The organism is Paenibacillus sp. Root52, assembly GCF_001426865.1.
In the GTDB taxonomy this organism is placed as follows: Bacteria; Bacillota; Bacilli; order Paenibacillales; family Paenibacillaceae; genus Paenibacillus.
In genome coordinates this window covers 253,706-270,483 of record NZ_LMFO01000023.1, presented here as the reverse complement: position 1 = coordinate 270,483, position 16,778 = coordinate 253,706, and the positions used below count along the sequence as shown (strand labels likewise).

The following is a 16,778-nucleotide window of genomic DNA, read 5'->3' as shown; positions in this document are numbered from 1 at the left end:
CAGGTAGATTGGAGGGTGAGCCTAGGCGGAGGAAAAGGTTGTTTTGAAGCGCCGATTCCGCTGCTCAATAATCTTCTCATAGTCTGCAATGAGCTGGTCGAAGATGTTCTCCCATGACCGCTGATGTGCAAGTTTTCGCCCATGTATGCCCATGACTTTAAGCTGCTCAGGATGATTTGCCCACAGATCTATCTCACGAATCAGTGCATCTGCACGCCCCGGTTCAAACAATATGCCACTTCGATGGTCAGCGACAAGATCCCTTACACCGCCAGCATTAGCTGCTAATACAGGCAAGCCCGAAGCCATAGCCTCCAGTACGACATTGCCGAACGTTTCCGTACAGGAAGGAAATACAAATAGATCTGCCGAAGCATACATATGAGCAAGCTCATCCCCATGCAAATAACCAGTGAATGTTACATTTGCTGGTGCTTGTTGACGCATTTTGGGGAGTAGTGGTCCATCGCCAACGATAACCCAGTGAATACGCGATTGCAGCTCAGCCGGTAAATGCTGCATCGCCATAGTAAGTGTGCCGATATCCTTCTCAGGCGCGATTCGTCCAACGTAGAGCAGGATGAGCGGAGCAGTAATCCCATGACGAATACGGAATTCTGAATTTCGTTTATCCGGTGTATATAGATTGCAGTCAATTCCGCGCGACCATTGCTTTAATCGCTGAATGCCTTGTTTGTGCAACCATTCGAGAGTCTCCAGTGAAGGGGCGAATGTAGCGTCGGCTCCGCGGTGGAACCATTGGACATACTTCCAGTAGAGGGGAATCATGCTTTTTAATCTGTAATATTCGAGGTAACGATCGAAGTGGGTATGATAGGATACGACATGCGGAAGATGATATTTGTGTGCATAGCGGAGGCCAAGCAGCCCCATATTGAATGGCGTGGAGATATGTAACAGATCCGGCTGAAAAGCCTGCAATTGTTTGTAGGTGGAGGTTCTGCTGGGTAGAGCAATTCGACATTCGGGATAGAGGAAAAATGGGATATTAGCAACAGGCCGCACTGGACAATCATCATTGCTCTCGATAATGGAGTTAGGTGTGAATAACAGATGTTCGATCCCTCTGCGCTGCATATGGGTACTCCAACGTTCGAGTGTGGCAGCAACGCCATTCGTATCTGGAGCATAAGTATCCGTGAACAAGGCCAGGCGCATGATCATCCCTCCCGTGACTCTTGATGCCAAGATCATAACAACCGTTCATTATGGAGAAGTCAACGGCACGTTAACTTATTGCGTTTTCTTGTAAATTGTAAGCACGATACAGCACATCCGTTTACTAAGCTGGTAAGTATTCTGTCAGCATATCTTGTACAGCATATTCTGCTATGATGGGATGAGGTGTCGGCGCATTCTGGTAGCACATAATGGTAAGTCGTCATGTTAATTTGTTCGTTAAAGATAGAGAATTATTGGAGGCAGAGGAATGAAACAATTAATAGAAGAATTACAGGAATTATTACCTTTGGATCAACTTGAATCCATGTCAGGTGAAGAAGTGGTGGGTAGCGTAGCGATGGATCTATACCGCGCTGAATTTGCAACGATAAGAGAATGTGGAACAGAGCTCCCGCAAATCTTACGAGAAATGATCCTGATTATAGAATTAGACACTGAATTATCAATGAATGGAATAGCCGGATATTTGGAAAATTCAAGTGGGCGATTTTTAAGTGAAACGACAGCAGTATTACAGCGGATCGGTAATGAGACCGATGCAGAGATTATGCAGAGCATTCAAGACATGTTATCTTCGAACGGTGTGAGTACTGCACAGCTCAGAGAAAATGTGAATGGGTTGTCTGAAGGGGAGGTAACGAATTCCTTGGAGGTGCATGGACAGCAGATTCATGAGGTCATGCAACAAGTACAGCTTGCAGCGGAAGGATTACTGATGCAATCTGACAATGAAGAAGTATTTGAAATGCTTTATCAGTACGTGGATGCGAACATGGTCAGTTTGAAGCAACAGTTGGAGCAGCTCTTATCTAAATAATGAAGCGAACTTAATATGTATACACGACGAACGTGATACGGAGGAGTGGACTTACATGATTGTGATGATCAATGGAGCATTTGGCGCAGGTAAAACGTCGGCAGCGAACCAGCTACAGCCATTAATACCAAACAGTATGATCTTTGACCCTGAAGAAATAGGCTATATGCTGCGAAAGGTAATTCCAGAAGACGTAAGAATGAAGGAAGAGCAAACAGATGATTTTCAGGATATGGAGCTATGGAAAATCCTTACCGTAACCATCGCTCATGAACTGAGGCAGAAGTATAATAAACACCTAATTGTACCGATGACAATCTATAATACAGAACGCTTCGAATATATTCATGGTGGGCTTAGTGAATTAGATAGCGATCTATATCATTTTACGCTGATGACTTCAATGGAGACGTTACATGAGAGAATAGCCAAACGTGGAGATAAGCTGGGTGGATGGACGTACCAACAAGCGGTTAAATGTCTAAAGGCACTTCAGGATGCGCGGTTCGAACAACATATTATAACCGATGGTCTAACTACGGATGATGTGGTCAAGCACATTTATTCCAACGTAATGCAGAAGGAATTGGCTTTGGAATAGCGTTCAACCCTACAATCCTAATCCTAAGGAAGACTAAGCGATGAGATTGAACAAACCATTGGTGCTTGAATCCATCATCGTAAGTTTACTGTTAACCGTAGGCATCATCTGTTGGCAAGTCATCCAAGGTATGATATTAACGTACCAATATGAACCGGCTATTGCAGACAGCTTTGCCTCTGCGGAGAAATTGCAATCTACAGTTGCGTTCGGGACGGTTGTTCGAGCTGATCTGACATTCATGTTATTGATTGAAGCGGGGCTACTCCTCTTCGCGTGTCTGTACTATCGTGTTCGTTCAAGAATGAAGCAACGGAAGGCACATTTGTAACGAAATGCTCGTGAAACAACCTGGATGTATTTGAAAAAAACATAGATACTGTTAACAAATACATGCTGGGTATCGTTCACCCTTCAATTAATCATAGTTCACTATCTTCCCTGAGTCCTTCTGACTCGGGGTTTTTGGGCTGATTTAATGTTTTTCCGGTTCGAAGGGGAAATTTTGTATATCCAAGCTGGTCAAACAATCCGTTACAATGATCTTGTAAGCGCTTATCGTGTTGGAGAGAGAGAGGAGAGACAGGAATCATGATTACAACAGATCAGATTTATCTGGATCAATCATTGCCTAACAAAGAGGATGTATTTCAATTCATTTCTGCAGAAGCTGAACGTTATCACATTACAAGTAACCGCGAGCAGCTTGAAGCTGATTTGTGGGAGCGTGAACAGGTCTATTCCACGGGGTTGCAAGATCACTTCGCAATTCCACATACGCAGAGCGAAGCAGTGACTCGTCCAGCGGTGATGGTGATTCGTTTGAACGAGCCGATTGACTGGGAATCTCATGATGGGAAGCCCGTGAAATACATTTTTGTCATACTGGTACCGAAGGGTCATGTGGACGTATCTCATCTGAGGATCATTTCCTCACTTGCCACGTTATTACTCGAAGATTCATTCAAAGAGGGCATTGCAGCAGCGGCGAAGCCGGAAGATGTATATGGCTTGCTTCATCAATATACGGAAGGATTGGTGTCATAATGAAAATCGTAGGTGTAACGTCATGTATCGCAGGGCTTGCTCACACGCCAATGGCAGCAAAAGCATTGGAGAAGGCAGCAGTTCAATTGGGTTACGAGATCAAAGTCGAGCAGCAAGGTGCTATGGGTCAAGTGAACAAGCTGACAGAGGAAGATATTGCAGCGGCTAATTTTGTACTCATTGCTTCGGATCAAACGGTGAAGGATATGGAGCGATTCGGCGATAAGAAGGTCGTACGTGTCAAAATTGGTCATGCGGTTAGTCAAGCTGAAGCGGTACTAACCAAAGCGGTAGAAGCGGTAAAAGCACAATCCTAAATTATCTTCCATATGAGGAGAGAGTAAGATGAGAAAATGGTTTGGTGAAGCAAAAACACATCTCATGACAGGTATATCCTACCTGTTGCCAGTTATTATCGCGGGTTCCTTGGTTGTAGCGATCTGTAAGATCATCGCGTTGTCGATGGGCATAACAGACCTTGATCCATATAAAGATGGAAGCGGATTCTTGCATATTTTATACCTGGTACAAAATGTAGGTTGGAGCGGTATCGGGCTACTGACCATTGTATTGTCTGGTTACATTGCTTATTCCATTGCTGACAAACCGGCGCTGGCCGCAGGTCTGATCGGTGGGGTATTGGCTCAACAGACAAACGCAGGTTTCCTAGGCGCGCTCATTTCGGGTTTCTTTGCCGGATATATCACGCTCTGGGTCAAAAATAAAGTTAAAATCACAGGTCCAGCCGCGGGCTCGGTACCCTTAATCATTTTGCCGCTGATCACTGTGGGACTTACGGGTTTCCTGATGGCCGTTGTTCTTGGCGGGCCACTGGGCGCACTCAATGATTACCTGATTACATGGGTACAGAACATGAGTCAGAGCGGAACCAATACAGTCTTGCTTGTTATTATTCTGGGCGCGATGATCGGATTTGATCTCGGCGGACCAGTGAACAAAGCCGCTTGGATGGCAGGTAACGCGTTGTTCCTGTCTGGTGTATATCTGCCTAATGTGTTTATCAACATTGCGATCTGTATTCCACCACTTGGCTACGGTTTAGCAACATTGCTGATGAAGAAACGTTTCTCCAAAACGTATCAGGAAGCGGGTAAAGGCGCTGTCATTATGGGTGTCATCGGGATCACAGAAGGAGCAATTCCATTTACGCTGCGTAATCCTGCAAAAATGATTTTGGTCAACATGGTTGCCTGTGCATCAGGTGCAGCATTAACCGCGTTGCTCGGCGCGCACATCATCATGCCACCGATCGGCGGATTGTACGGTGCGATCTCCGTAGGTACACCACTTGCGTACCTTGCCGGAGGTATCTTCGGGGCACTCATTGTTGCGGGCGGAACGATGCTTGTTAACTTCCGTGATGAAGAAGAGAAACAACCTGCTGAAACGAAGGAAGCTTCTGTGAAGAAAAATGGAGAAGAGATTGAACTTGTTTTTGACTAAATAAATGAGAATTTATTAGAACCAATATGTATTCAACTAAACTTTTACACGAGAACGGAGAGGACAGAAATAACGTGAAGAAGCGAAGCGTTCGCCTTTATCCCCGGATTTTCCCTTTATAGAAGGGAATCAAAAAAATCTGGGGATAACAGCGATCGGAAGGTTGTTCTGTCATCGGAGTGGTTAGTGTAAACATCTTTTAGTTGAACTATATAGAGCTAAATAAGCAACTGGAGGGATACAGAGATGAGTGAGAGAGAACGTACGAAGGTGCATGTTATTCCACACACACACTGGGATCGGGAATGGTACTTCACCACCTCCCGTTCCAAAGTTTATCTAGTCAAACATGTTAAAGAAGTGCTAAATGCACTGGAGAATATTGAAGGATTTCATTATTACCTGCTAGATGCTCAGGGCTCCTTGTTGGATGATTACATCCGTTGGTGTCCAGAGGATGAGGAACGTATTCGTAATCTAGTTTCAGCTAAACGACTCATGACTGGCCCGTGGTATACCCAAACAGATCAGTTGGTCATTTCCAGTGAATCCATGGTTAGAAACCTGTACTATGGAACGGAAACAGCACGCAAATATGGGCATGCCATGAAGGTTGGTTATGTACCAGATGCGTTTGGACAATCAGCACAAATGCCGCAGATTTATCGGGAGTTCGGCATTGAACGTTTCTTGTTCTGGCGTGGGGTGTCCGATAATACGAATCCGCGTACTGAATTTACCTGGGAAGGATCGGATGGTAGCCAAGTATTCGCGGTTCAGATGCCGTTTGGATATTACTACGGAGGAAACATTCCAGAGGATGCCGAGGATTTGCAGCCGTATTTGGAAAAACAGATTGGCGCGCTTGAGAACAAAGCATCAACGCGGCATATTTACTTCCCGAATGGCTTCGATCAAGCACCGATTCGTTTGAATCTGCCTCAATTGATTGAACGCTTCAACGAGCTAGATGACAAAAGGGAATATGTAATGAATGAGCCGGAACGTTTCATGGCAGAGATCGAAGCAGACAGTCATGATCTGCCGGTACTCCGCGGTGAGTTAATGGAAGCTAAGCATATGCGCATTCACAAATCCATTTTTTCCACGCGTGCAGATCTCAAGCAACAGAATAACCAGATCGAGAACTTCATTGCGAACATCTTAGAGCCTGTACTGGCCATCAGTCACTCTCTTGGACATGAATATCCGCATCGCATTGTGGAAGATATCTGGAAGTTGATGTTTGAGAATGCGGCGCATGATAGTATTGGTGGATGCAACAGTGATACTACGAATCAGGACGTTGCTTTCCGTTACAAACAAGCCAATGATATCGCACGCAATCTACTAGATTTGCATATGCGAATGATTGCTTCCACCATTGAGCAGGAGGAGACATTTGCCTTTACCCTGTTCAATACTTTACCGTATGTTCGTGGGGGTGTTACGGAGATTGAAGCGTACATTCCAGAGGAATCGTTTGTTATTCGTGATACGAAGGGAAGAGAACTGGCCTATACGATTGTGGACAAAGTAGATCAGACAGATTATGTGTTAGGACAACACATTGATCTGAATCCAAGTCGTAAAGTATATCTCCCAGACCGTGTATATCGTGCGAAACTATTAGTAGAACTGCAAGAGGTTCCGGCGATGGGATATACTCAGATCATCTTTGACTTTAGTCAGGGAGCGGCACCAACGATTGAGCGACGCAATGATCAGCATATCGAAAATGAATTCTTTGGCATCGTTGTTGAAGATAACGGTACATTAACCATTACAGATAAAACCTCTGGACAGACGTATGCCAATCAGATGGTGTTTGAAGATAACGGTGATGACGGAGATTCTTACAACTATTCACCACCAGAGCGGGATCTTATTGTATCTTCCATTGGTAGCAAACTGAATGTGACTACGGCGAAGACCACCGTTCTTGAAGAGCTTCAACTGGGATGCACACTGAATGTGCCTGCGGATCTGCATGAACGTGAAGCAGGAATAAGCTCGGGACAACTGCCAATCCAAGTTCAAGTAGGACTTCGTAAGGGAGAGTCATTGATCCGCTTTGAGGTTCAGGTACAAAATCAGGTGCTTAGCCACCGACTACGTGTACTCTTTGATACAGGTCTAGCTTCCTCCTTATCGATTGCAGATCAGCCTTTTGGTGTTATTGCTCGTCCTACGTCCTTGCCTGAAGCCCAGGTGTGGGAACGTGAGAAGTGGCAAGAGAAGCCGATTACGATTGAAGCGATGCAGAGTTATGCGGGATTGAATGACGGTAATCGTGGCATCGTAGTGATCACCGAAGGAGTGCGTGAGTACGAGATTGTAGGCGAGAAGATGGATACTATTGCCTTGACCTTGTTCCGAACGTTTGGTTTCATGGGTAAAGAAAATCTTGTGTATCGCCCGGGGCGAGCTTCGGGAGAGAAAATCGTTGCTACACCAGATGCCCAGTTGCTGGGTGAGCTGAACTTCTCGTTTGCATTGTATATCCACCATGCTGGACTGGATGAAGCGAAGGTAGCGCATGTTGCGCGTGAATATTTAACCCCGATCGCCAGCTATCAATTGTGTGACTTTTTGAATGGACGATTGATCTTCGCCTTCCGAGATGAAGAGCGTACATTGCCACAGAACTACAGCTTAATGTCCTTTAAGGAGGAATCTAATGCTGTACTCAGCGCGTTCAAGAAAGCGGAACATCGTGATGGTTATATTATCCGTGTATTCAATCCGTACTTGAAGCAAAATGCACAAGCAACAGTTCAGTTCAATCAGTCGGTTTCGGTGGAACGAGTATCCTTGGCCGAACAGTCTTTGGAGCCAGCACAGGTTATTGCGAATAAAGAGCAAGTCATTCCATTGCCTGAGCTTACCCATTGCAAGCTGTTGACCGTCCTTGTATCTGTATAAATTGAACTTAACATTTACATTTATACTAGAACGGAGAGGACAGAAATAACATGGAGAAGCGGAGCGTTCGCCTGAAAGCTTTCTGCAAGAAAGCTACATCGGAAGCATACGCTATCCCCGATATTCCCTTTGGAAAAGGGAATCAAAAAAATCTGGGGATAACAGCGATCGGAAAGTTATTCTGTCATCGGAGTGGCAGTGTAAATATTCTTTAGTTCAATTTATATAAGCTGAATTAATATAAATACTGTTCACAGTTAGACGTGGTTAAATGGATTTTATCGAATGCTCAGCTTAGACGGATCAGAGAGGAGGTCGGATATAGATATGATATTTCCATACAAACGTTTGCAGAAGTTGTTTCTCCTTCTTCATGGTGAAGGGCAGGATCAGGCGTGGACAAGCCAGGCTCTTGCCGAGAGGCTAGAGGTCACAGTGAGAACCATTCGGGACGATCTGAAGAAGCTGGAGAGCATCCTTGTGCAACATGGAAGCAGACTGGAATCCAAACGAGGGAAGGGGTATTCCATCGTGATCGATGAGCCTTCCAGCTATGAAGCGTTGCTTGAAAACCGGCATAATCTTCAATCTGGGAGCTTGCCCATCCCTGGATCACCTGAGGAGCGGATACGATTTGAATTGTTTAAATTGTTAAACGAACCAGGTCATATCAAAATGGAAGACCTCGCTGATCAATTATTTATTAGCCGTGCAACGATGAATAATGACCTTAAGATCATTCGTCAGATTCTAGAGAATTATCAATTGCAGCTCTGCATTAAACCTGGATATGGCGTGCAGGTAACTGGGGATGAGAAAAGCATTCGATATTGTCTCGCTGAATATGCTGACGTGCGTGATGAACAATTACAATTGGCTCCAGATGGAATTACGGTTGCGCAGGAGCAATTGTTGCAGCCTGTGGATCCAGCCCAAATTCGGGAAGTGGTGATGCGACATTTGCGTCATAAGCATGTTCGGATCGCTGATCTGGCTCTGAAGGATCTGATCACACATTTGGCTGTTATGGTACTTCGTGTTATGCAGGGCCATGGGTTAGAGAAGTTTGATACAGTAGAGGCGAGTGGGCAGGATCAAGAACTTGCTCTACAGATGATTAAAGATCTGGAGGAGTTATATTCCATTCGTTTCTCCGCGGGTGAGCGTGATTATCTGTTATTGCATATTATTAGCAAAAAAATGACGGCTACGGATTGGGATGGTCTATCGGATGATCCTCTATATGTTACCGTTCAGCGGATGCTAGACTATGTCTGTGAACGATATAGTTATGATCTAAGAGATGATGAACGATTACCACGTGACCTTTACGCCCATCTGAAACCCATGATTACACGGCTAGAGCATGGGATGAACATGCGTAATCCACTATTGGGACATATCCGTAAATATTATCCGCTGGCATATGAGATTACGATTGGTGCGATTAAACAGCTACAGACGTATGTGCCTTATGAAATTAATGATAGCGAGATTGGTTATCTGGCACTGCATTTCGGAGCGGCGTTGGAACGCAAATATCAAATTCCTCACCGAAAACGGAAGTCCGTTCTACTCGTATGTGGCTCAGGTTATGGTACAGCACGTATCCTTGAATCGCGTTTGCGTTCATTGTTTGCGGAGCTGGAGGTATCTCGCGTTGTATCCTTACGTGAATATGAGGAAATGGTGAGCATTCCCGAGGATATGGTGATCTCCACCATTCGCTTACGAGAGTCTAAGGGCAAGCCTTCGGCTGTCATCGCTGCTATTCCTTCAGAACGGGATATGGCAACCATAACGCATATGGTACGTTCCAGTGATACCCAAGAGGAAATGACGTTGCTACGCTATTTCGATCCTGAATTTTTTATGTATCGTACGGATCAGCCTGATAAGTTCAAGCTTATGTCTGAGATGAGTGATAGGTTATCAGCACGAGGTGTAGTGACGGGTCGGTTTTGGCCTGCATTACAGGAGCGTGAGGAAATGGCTTCCACGGCTTTGGGTAGAGGTATGGCGATACCCCATCCGTTAGAGCTAAGTTCTACACGTACGGTTGTCTCCGTCTGTTTGCTGGAGAAGCCAATTCGTTGGGATAATGAGAACGAAGTACACGCGATATTCATGTTATCTATATGCAAAGAGGATTATGAGCAAGCGATGGGTATCTACGATCTATTTGTGGAATTCATCCGTCAGGAGGAACTCCTTGAGGGGTTGCGAACCTGTAATGCCTTTGAGGATTTTGCCCAGATCGTTCGCCATACACTGCGTACCAAAAGTACGGATGCTTATTCCTGAGTAGTATTAGGCTTAATCGAAATATTACATGTGAACTAAACAAACAAGCAGGTCTCTATCCGATTAACTGGGGAGAACTGCTTGTTTTTTTTATGATTTATGATTTATTGTTTATTGTTTATTGTTTATGGTTTGTTAATTATCGTCTGTTTATAGTTCTATATCACTTTCACTGAATTAAATGTGCTTCGAAATAACTTCTTCCAACCCTTGCGCCACCGATTGTGCTCCGCGCGCTAGATGCCGCTCATATAGGTGTAGTCGGACAAAGCTCTCATCTGTACCCATCGCTTCTGAGAAAATGCCACTTAGCCCTCTAGCACGACGATCGATCTGTAGCAGTAGCTCTAGCGAGTCGCCCATCGGATAGAACAGAACCTCCAGCTCATCCAAATATCCACGAAACTTATTCGTGGGTACGAATTCGAATTCCTGAACAAAGGGCAGATTGCAGCCAAGTTTAGGTGCGTAGTCATTGGTGACTTCACGCAACTTGAAGCCAAGGATGTCAATGGCATCTAAGACGGTACGCATCTCTTGGGTTGGTACAACACGTAATAAATCCCGATCCGAAGGATCCATAGCACTTGCAATATCAAGGCCTGTTTCCACCCATACCTCGGCACTATGCAGCGTGAGCGGAAGATTTTCCGGTAGGTCAAATGAGAACTGTTTCTCCAGCTTTGCGCCTGGCTGCAAGGTGAAGCCATCCGTTAACAAAAACTTGGCGATAGTTGCCTTCTCCTTGAACTTACGATCATCGCGTTCACGTAGGTAATGAGTGTGAATACTTAGGTATATTCGGTCGACGTTCTGTTCGACATCACCACCTTGTATGTATACCGTTCCTGTAATAACACCGCCTGGGATAACCTCAGGAGTATCTAATTCCGTATTTACTTTTGCTGCGCCTACGCCTACACTAGCTAACATTTTCTTGAAAAATGACATTTGCTCAACCTCCGGATCAGTTCGATTTCTGGGAAAAAATACGACTTCGACCTTTATACGGAATGTGACGGATTGCCGTTTCAAATTTTATAGTATAAAATTCTCGGAATAGTGGGGGAAATGAACGGTCATTGTCGAATATAGTTAAATAAAGGAATATGCGGAGGGGGAATCGGATGGGACTGGCATGGTATGACATGATTGCGAGACGTAACGGAGGATATCGGGGCAGGTCGAAGTTTATCGTCGAAGGACACTCAGCGGAAGATGTGTTTGAAAAGCGATTAATTGAAATGTTACCTCTCCATAACACGGTACTTGACGCGGGATGTGGTCATGGTGAGTTTACATTGCGAATGTCAGCTTACGCTCAGCACGTTACCGGTTTCGACAACTCCAGCGAGATGATACGAATCGCATTATCGGGGCTAGCATCGTCTGGTGTGAGGAACGTAGAGTTTGTACACGCTACGACCAAGACGAAGATGCCTTTTGTGGATGAACAGTTTGACCTAATTTATGATCGTCGCGGACCAACATCTATCATTGAACATGGCCGAGTGCTTCGCAAAGGCGGAACAATCATCGGTATTCATGGCGATGTGAGTAAGGTGAGAGAACGGTTGTTGAATAACCGATATGAGGATATTGAAATCGAAGAATTCAACGATGCAGTTCTAGTGTTCCCTAATGAACATGAATTTGCACTCTTTCTCTCCGATACGCCAGGAAATCCTGACTATACGTTGCCTGAGCTTCAGGAAGCATTTCAAGCCAAACTAGATGAAAGTCTGGTTGACGGAAGAATCTGTGTACAGGAGCGCAAGTACATTTGGAGAGCAGTAAGGGCAGGAGAGTAATCTATATATTCAGAAGAACGGGATTAACATTTAAACTGAGGTGTGGAGGGAATACATGATGGATTTGAGATATCCTATTGGATCATTCGAACATTCGGGGGAGATTACAGTAGCTCAGAGAGAACAGTGGATTGAGGACATTGCACAGTTACCCGCTAGCGCTCGTCAAGCTGTAGAAGGATTGAGCCCAGAACAGTTAAGCCTACCTTACCGGGACGGAGGCTGGATGGTTAAACAAGTGATCCATCATATGGCGGATAGTCATATGAACAGCATGATTCGATTCAAGTTGGCACTGACCGAGGATAATCCAACGATCAAGCCGTATTACGAGGATCGCTGGGCTGAGCTTAGTGATTCACGGGAACTGGATATCGAATTCTCCCTTCAGATTCTAGATGCATTACACCGCCGGTGGGTCGGGCTGCTACATACCTTAACAGATGCGGATTTTGCCAAATCATTCTATCACCCAGGTTCACAAGAAACGACTAGATTGGACTATAACCTAGGCTTCTATTCCTGGCATGGCAGACACCATGTCGCTCATATTACCTCACTTCGGGAACGATTAGGTATATGAGATTGGTATAACTTTTTTACCTTTCATAGGGAAGTAGTAAGGACGTCTCAGTGGAGCAATACGCTCTCCTTAGACGTCTTTTTGTATGCCCAGTTTTATACCTATACATCATGGAATTCTTCAAGAAAAATAGAGAACTTCTGGGTAAAAATGTTATAATAGAGTGTAGCATAATTTTGAGAGAAATCCGTTTGAAATGCTTATTCTACAAGGGGGTTTCATCTGAATTAGGAGGCGAAAGGTATAGAAAAAACAATTAGAAATATTCAGGATGTATATGACATGTTAGATGCGGAATTTCGCTCTGCAAAACAGTTCTGGGAACCTTTTTATGAAGATCGTAGCAGACCGATTCCCTTTTTCCCGAATAAGCCTGATGAGAATTTGGTAGCACATGTGAACTCAGGATTGCTGACTGGAGGCAAGGCTCTAGAGCTTGGCTGTGGGCCAGGTAGAAATGCAATCTATCTGACGCGTGAGGGTTACCAAGTCGATGCATACGATCTATCCGAGACGGCTATTGCATGGGCAAAAGAACGGGCTAATGAAGAACAGCTCGCGGTTAACTTTGAGTGTCGATCCGTATTTGAGTTATCTCCGCATGCAGAATATGATCTCGTATATGATTCCGGCTGTCTTCATCATCTCTTGCCCCATCAGCGTATACCGTATCTAGAGATGATCTATAGTGCGCTTCGACCAGGAGGCTACTTTGGCATGACTTGTTTTGCTCCAGGATTCGGAGGTATGGGCGGGCCAGAGACCGTTATGGATGATTGGGATGTATACCGGGAGAAATCAATGAAGGGTGGTCTAGCATTTACAGAAGAGAAGCTCCGCTATATGCTGGAGGAATCATTCGAATGTGTAGAGTTACGCCCAATGAAGACAATGAATCAGGAAGATGCTGAGTTTGGCATACCCATCCTATGGGTGACGTTGTGGAAGAAGAGAGACGCATAATTACATAGATAGTGCGGTTTAAACTTAAATTAGGAGGATGACGAATGAGAACAGAACATTATATCATCACAGGTACTTCTAAAGGCATTGGGATGCAATTAGCAGAAGTGTTATTGGAAAGGGGAGCTTGGGTTCATGGTATTTCACGAGGCACTCATGAGCCGTTAACAGCTCATTCTCAATATACACATTACGCGTATGACCTTAGTGATCATACGGGAATCGATGAGCTGATGACTCGAATTCTGGCACAGATTCCAGCACAGGAAGCTGAGATCGTTGGACTGATTAATAATGCAGCCATGGTTGAACCGTTAAAACCCATAGATCAATGCAATGCCGCAGAGATCAGTCACAGTTTGAATATTAGCTTGGTAGCACCCATGATATTAAGTTCTTCTTTTATTCGCCATAGCAATGCTATGAATGTAAGGCGAAAAATTGTAAACGTTTCTTCTGCATCAGGGCAATATCCAGCGCCCGCTATGGGAACGTACTGCACAGCCAAAGCAGGCATCAACATGTTTACACAATGTCTTGCGACAGAGCAAGGCAGCGCGGTGAATCCAGTTGAAGTGCTAACTTTTGACCCAGGTATGGTCGATACAGAGTTACAGGCGGTGGCACGAGGTAAGAGCGAAGCAGAATTTGCGCTATCTACACTATTCAGTCAAGCTTACGAAGCAGGCCAACTGCAAGATGCGAGAGATGTTGCAGAGCGACTTCTAGCCCAACTCAAGTAGCAAAGGAATTCAGACTGAAGTTCAGTCCGAATTCGCCACCAAGGAGTGAGTTTTTGAAGAAAATAGGATGGATTATCTTGTCGCTCTTGATTATTGCTGTAATTACCCTAATGATCATTAGAGCCAACAGCTTGAAGCTTGCTTTATCTTGGGGAGGATATTCAACGTCATACTCTACTTACCATCAGGGATATAATGCGAATCAGCTGGAATACAAGGTGATTGAGGCAGGAGAAGGGGATAATCCAATTTTGATCTATTTGGAGCGCAATAGATTTGGTTTTTGGAAGATTCTATACGACAGCGGACAGACTCCGGACGCCAAGTTTGCGCACATTTTATGGATGAATTCGGGCGGATTTAAGAAATTTGCTTTTCAGGATGATCCAACGTTTTCAACGGAGTGGAACTATCTGGCTGTTGGAACAAACGCTGTAAAACAGATTGAGTTGTCGCCTGACTGGCTCCGCCCTGGGACAGCCTTCAAAATCCAGCAGACAGGCGAATCGTATAGCATTTATCTGATCACGTTTACGGATCCTGAGGATGGTGAGATCATGGATATTTACCAACTGCTGCTCGACAAAGGAATGATTAAATAATCTAATGTTCAAAATTATGCTGATAGAGGATGACGAATCCCTATTTAATGAAATGAAGGATCGATTGAGCCAGTGGTCATATGATATTTATGGCGTGCAGGATTTTGGCAAAGTGATGGAGGCTTACAGTAGCATTCAGCCTGAACTTGTCATCATCGACATTAAGCTGCCGCAATATGATGGATTTCACTGGTGTCGATTGATCCGGGCGCATTCCAATGTGCCTATTATCTTTCTGTCTTCACGGGATCATCCTACGGATATGGTAATGTCCATGCATCTGGGTGCTGACGATTTTGTGCAGAAGCCCTTCCACTTTGAAGTGTTGATTGCGAAGATCCAGGCGACGCTACGGCGCGTATACAATTACAATACAGAGCGGGTAGAGTTACGGACTTGGCGAGGTGCAACGATTGAGTATGTGAAAAATACGCTTACTCATGATCAGCAAGCAGTTCTACTAACGAAGAATGAAATGTTGATTCTTAAATTGCTTGTCGAACACAAAAATCAAATTGTGACCCGTGAAGAACTCATCCGTAGTCTGTGGGATCATGAGCATTTTGTTAGTGACAATACGTTGACGGTGAATGTGAATCGATTGCGGAAGAAGCTGGAACCTCTTGGCTTAGATTCGTATATTGAAACTCATGTAGGACAAGGTTATCAGGCTACGGAAGAGGCAAATATATGATTTGGCAGTATTTACGTGAGAAGCTGACTTGGTTGTTACTCCTGATTTTCATACAGCTCATCACTTTGTTTGTTGCTTATATAGATACATCTATTCCTTTTGGAGCGTTAGCTTATATTGTGTTGCTTCAGGTTGTCATATGTATTGTGTTTATCTGGGCGAGATACCCGAAAGAGACGCGTTATTACAAAAAATTGACTACTTGGGATCATACATATGATCTCGCCGAGCTGGATCAAGCGGATAGTCCGTATGAGCGCATTATACATGATGCCGTGGCTTCTCAGACCGAGCGTTACCGGAAGGAATCGACTTCTCATTTTAGTTCATTAGAACAGGAGAAGGACGAGATTCTGTCTTGGATTCATGAGGTTAAGACGCCACTGACGGCATTACAGCTAATGATTGAACGGATGCCTGACGATCGCTTGCGGGCACAGATGACGTATGAATGGTTGCGTATACATCAGCTCTTGGATCAACAGCTTCATCAGAAACGCATTCCGTTTATGCACAATGACTTGTTTGTGGAGAATACGGAGATTGAATCTGTAATCGTTGGGGAGGTTCGAGCGTTAAAGTCATGGTGTATTTCCAAAGGAATTGGGTTCGATGTATCTTTATCTGCCACTCATGTACTGACAGACAGTAAGTGGCTGAGCTTCATCATTCGCCAGCTTCTAAGTAATGCAGTGAAATATAGTGATTCCTCCGATATTGTTATTATGAGTGAAGAGCAAGAGGGACACGTTGTACTTACTATTCAGGATCAGGGACGAGGCATAGAGGCTCAGGACCTGCCGCGTATTTTTGATAAAGGCTTCACATCCACTCAAGGACGGCTCGAAGGAACGGCTACGGGCATGGGACTGTATCTAACGAAGCAGGTTGCGCAGACTCTTCGGATTGATGTTCATGTGCACTCCGTTCCGGGAGAAGGCACAACAGTACAGTTAACCTTTCCACGAGAGAATGAAATGGTGCGGCTTGCAGGCATGTGACGATAATGTCACATGCTTTT

The 16,778-nt window shown here is 44.7% G+C and carries 17 protein-coding genes; 15 read left to right on the top strand and 2 right to left on the bottom strand.

The annotated features are described in order from the left end of the window. Nucleotides 1-21 precede the first annotated feature (21 nt). The gene (locus tag ASD24_RS18825) at nucleotides 22-1,179 is read right to left on the bottom strand and encodes a glycosyltransferase family 4 protein (protein ID WP_056698874.1); all 1,158 of its coding nucleotides are present in this window, start codon (nucleotides 1,177-1,179) and stop codon (nucleotides 22-24) included. A 271-nt stretch (nucleotides 1,180-1,450) separates the two neighbouring features. Between ASD24_RS18825 and ASD24_RS18820 the strand changes: the two genes are divergently transcribed. The 8 genes from ASD24_RS18820 to ASD24_RS18785 all read left to right on the top strand — a co-directional run bounded on the left by ASD24_RS18820 (nucleotide 1,451) and on the right by ASD24_RS18785 (nucleotide 10,361). Continuing rightward, the gene (locus ASD24_RS18820) at nucleotides 1,451-2,020 is read left to right on the top strand and encodes a DMP19 family protein (protein ID WP_056698871.1); all 570 of its coding nucleotides are present in this window, start codon (nucleotides 1,451-1,453) and stop codon (nucleotides 2,018-2,020) included. Between the two features lie 55 nt (nucleotides 2,021-2,075). Then, nucleotides 2,076-2,621 carry an AAA family ATPase gene (locus ASD24_RS18815; protein ID WP_056698867.1) on the top strand — a complete coding sequence of 182 codons (546 nt, stop codon included), beginning with the start codon at nucleotides 2,076-2,078 and terminating at the stop codon, nucleotides 2,619-2,621. Nucleotides 2,622-2,661: 40 nt separating this feature from the next. Continuing rightward, complete coding sequence (locus ASD24_RS18810; RefSeq protein ID WP_056698865.1) at nucleotides 2,662-2,952, top strand: hypothetical protein; 291 nt, start codon at nucleotides 2,662-2,664, stop codon at nucleotides 2,950-2,952. 260 nt (nucleotides 2,953-3,212) lie between these two features. Further along, entirely contained in the window at nucleotides 3,213-3,668 is a 456-nt protein-coding gene (locus ASD24_RS18805) for a PTS sugar transporter subunit IIA (RefSeq protein ID WP_056698862.1), read from the top strand. Next, nucleotides 3,668-3,985, top strand: a complete 318-nt coding sequence (locus ASD24_RS18800) for a PTS fructose transporter subunit IIB (protein WP_056698859.1) — start codon at nucleotides 3,668-3,670, stop codon at nucleotides 3,983-3,985. The genes ASD24_RS18805 and ASD24_RS18800 overlap by 1 nt, the downstream gene beginning before the upstream one ends. Nucleotides 3,986-4,013: 28 nt before the next feature. Further along, entirely contained in the window at nucleotides 4,014-5,132 is a 1,119-nt protein-coding gene (locus ASD24_RS18795) for a PTS fructose transporter subunit IIC (RefSeq protein WP_056698857.1), read from the top strand. A gap of 246 nt (nucleotides 5,133-5,378) precedes the next feature. Beyond that, complete coding sequence (gene mngB / locus ASD24_RS18790) at nucleotides 5,379-8,057, top strand: mannosylglycerate hydrolase (protein WP_056698855.1); 2,679 nt, start codon at nucleotides 5,379-5,381, stop codon at nucleotides 8,055-8,057. Nucleotides 8,058-8,384: 327 nt separating this feature from the next. After that, complete coding sequence (locus tag ASD24_RS18785; protein WP_056698852.1) at nucleotides 8,385-10,361, top strand: BglG family transcription antiterminator; 1,977 nt, start codon at nucleotides 8,385-8,387, stop codon at nucleotides 10,359-10,361. A 177-nt stretch (nucleotides 10,362-10,538) separates the two neighbouring features. Here the strand turns inward: ASD24_RS18785 and ASD24_RS18780 are convergent, their stop codons facing one another. Then, the gene (locus ASD24_RS18780) at nucleotides 10,539-11,312 is read right to left on the bottom strand and encodes a sporulation protein (protein WP_056698849.1); all 774 of its coding nucleotides are present in this window, start codon (nucleotides 11,310-11,312) and stop codon (nucleotides 10,539-10,541) included. A gap of 176 nt (nucleotides 11,313-11,488) precedes the next feature. Between ASD24_RS18780 and ASD24_RS18775 the strand changes: the two genes are divergently transcribed. The 7 genes from ASD24_RS18775 (at nucleotide 11,489) to ASD24_RS18745 (ending at nucleotide 16,758) form a co-directional block, all read left to right on the top strand. Beyond that, the gene (locus ASD24_RS18775; protein WP_056698847.1) at nucleotides 11,489-12,172 is read left to right on the top strand and encodes a class I SAM-dependent methyltransferase; all 684 of its coding nucleotides are present in this window, start codon (nucleotides 11,489-11,491) and stop codon (nucleotides 12,170-12,172) included. Between the two features lie 55 nt (nucleotides 12,173-12,227). Then, a complete protein-coding gene (locus tag ASD24_RS18770; protein ID WP_056698842.1) occupies nucleotides 12,228-12,755 on the top strand; it encodes a YfiT family bacillithiol transferase in 528 nt (175 codons plus the stop codon). Nucleotides 12,756-13,037: 282 nt separating this feature from the next. Further along, nucleotides 13,038-13,718, top strand: coding sequence for a class I SAM-dependent methyltransferase (locus tag ASD24_RS18765; RefSeq protein WP_056698839.1), 681 nt, complete (start codon nucleotides 13,038-13,040; stop codon nucleotides 13,716-13,718). Nucleotides 13,719-13,762: 44 nt separating this feature from the next. Beyond that, the gene (locus ASD24_RS18760; RefSeq protein WP_056698836.1) at nucleotides 13,763-14,461 is read left to right on the top strand and encodes an SDR family NAD(P)-dependent oxidoreductase; all 699 of its coding nucleotides are present in this window, start codon (nucleotides 13,763-13,765) and stop codon (nucleotides 14,459-14,461) included. Between the two features lie 53 nt (nucleotides 14,462-14,514). Further along, complete coding sequence (locus ASD24_RS18755; RefSeq protein ID WP_056698833.1) at nucleotides 14,515-15,063, top strand: hypothetical protein; 549 nt, start codon at nucleotides 14,515-14,517, stop codon at nucleotides 15,061-15,063. Between the two features lie 4 nt (nucleotides 15,064-15,067). Then, nucleotides 15,068-15,757: a response regulator transcription factor gene (locus tag ASD24_RS18750; protein WP_056698830.1), complete on the top strand. Its 690-nt coding sequence runs from the start codon at nucleotides 15,068-15,070 to the stop codon at nucleotides 15,755-15,757. Next, nucleotides 15,754-16,758, top strand: coding sequence for a sensor histidine kinase (locus ASD24_RS18745; protein WP_056698827.1), 1,005 nt, complete (start codon nucleotides 15,754-15,756; stop codon nucleotides 16,756-16,758). The genes ASD24_RS18750 and ASD24_RS18745 overlap by 4 nt, the downstream gene beginning before the upstream one ends. Nucleotides 16,759-16,778 lie beyond the last annotated feature (20 nt).

Excerpts from the sequence above, each read along its gene's own strand:
- ASD24_RS18825 (WP_056698874.1), bottom strand. The coding sequence starts at position 1,179 with ATGCGCCTGGCCTTGTTCACGGATACTTATGCTCCAGATACGAATGGC.
- ASD24_RS18820 (WP_056698871.1), top strand. The coding sequence starts at position 1,451 with ATGAAACAATTAATAGAAGAATTACAGGAATTATTACCTTTGGATCAA.
- ASD24_RS18815 (WP_056698867.1), top strand. The coding sequence starts at position 2,076 with ATGATTGTGATGATCAATGGAGCATTTGGCGCAGGTAAAACGTCGGCA.
- ASD24_RS18810 (WP_056698865.1), top strand. The coding sequence starts at position 2,662 with ATGAGATTGAACAAACCATTGGTGCTTGAATCCATCATCGTAAGTTTA.
- ASD24_RS18805 (WP_056698862.1), top strand. The coding sequence starts at position 3,213 with ATGATTACAACAGATCAGATTTATCTGGATCAATCATTGCCTAACAAA.
- ASD24_RS18800 (WP_056698859.1), top strand. The coding sequence starts at position 3,668 with ATGAAAATCGTAGGTGTAACGTCATGTATCGCAGGGCTTGCTCACACG.
- ASD24_RS18795 (WP_056698857.1), top strand. The coding sequence starts at position 4,014 with ATGAGAAAATGGTTTGGTGAAGCAAAAACACATCTCATGACAGGTATA.
- mngB (WP_056698855.1), top strand. The coding sequence starts at position 5,379 with ATGAGTGAGAGAGAACGTACGAAGGTGCATGTTATTCCACACACACAC.
- ASD24_RS18785 (WP_056698852.1), top strand. The coding sequence starts at position 8,385 with ATGATATTTCCATACAAACGTTTGCAGAAGTTGTTTCTCCTTCTTCAT.
- ASD24_RS18780 (WP_056698849.1), bottom strand. The coding sequence starts at position 11,312 with ATGTCATTTTTCAAGAAAATGTTAGCTAGTGTAGGCGTAGGCGCAGCA.
- ASD24_RS18775 (WP_056698847.1), top strand. The coding sequence starts at position 11,489 with ATGGGACTGGCATGGTATGACATGATTGCGAGACGTAACGGAGGATAT.
- ASD24_RS18770 (WP_056698842.1), top strand. The coding sequence starts at position 12,228 with ATGATGGATTTGAGATATCCTATTGGATCATTCGAACATTCGGGGGAG.
- ASD24_RS18765 (WP_056698839.1), top strand. The coding sequence starts at position 13,038 with ATGTTAGATGCGGAATTTCGCTCTGCAAAACAGTTCTGGGAACCTTTT.
- ASD24_RS18760 (WP_056698836.1), top strand. The coding sequence starts at position 13,763 with ATGAGAACAGAACATTATATCATCACAGGTACTTCTAAAGGCATTGGG.
- ASD24_RS18750 (WP_056698830.1), top strand. The coding sequence starts at position 15,068 with ATGTTCAAAATTATGCTGATAGAGGATGACGAATCCCTATTTAATGAA.
- ASD24_RS18745 (WP_056698827.1), top strand. The coding sequence starts at position 15,754 with ATGATTTGGCAGTATTTACGTGAGAAGCTGACTTGGTTGTTACTCCTG.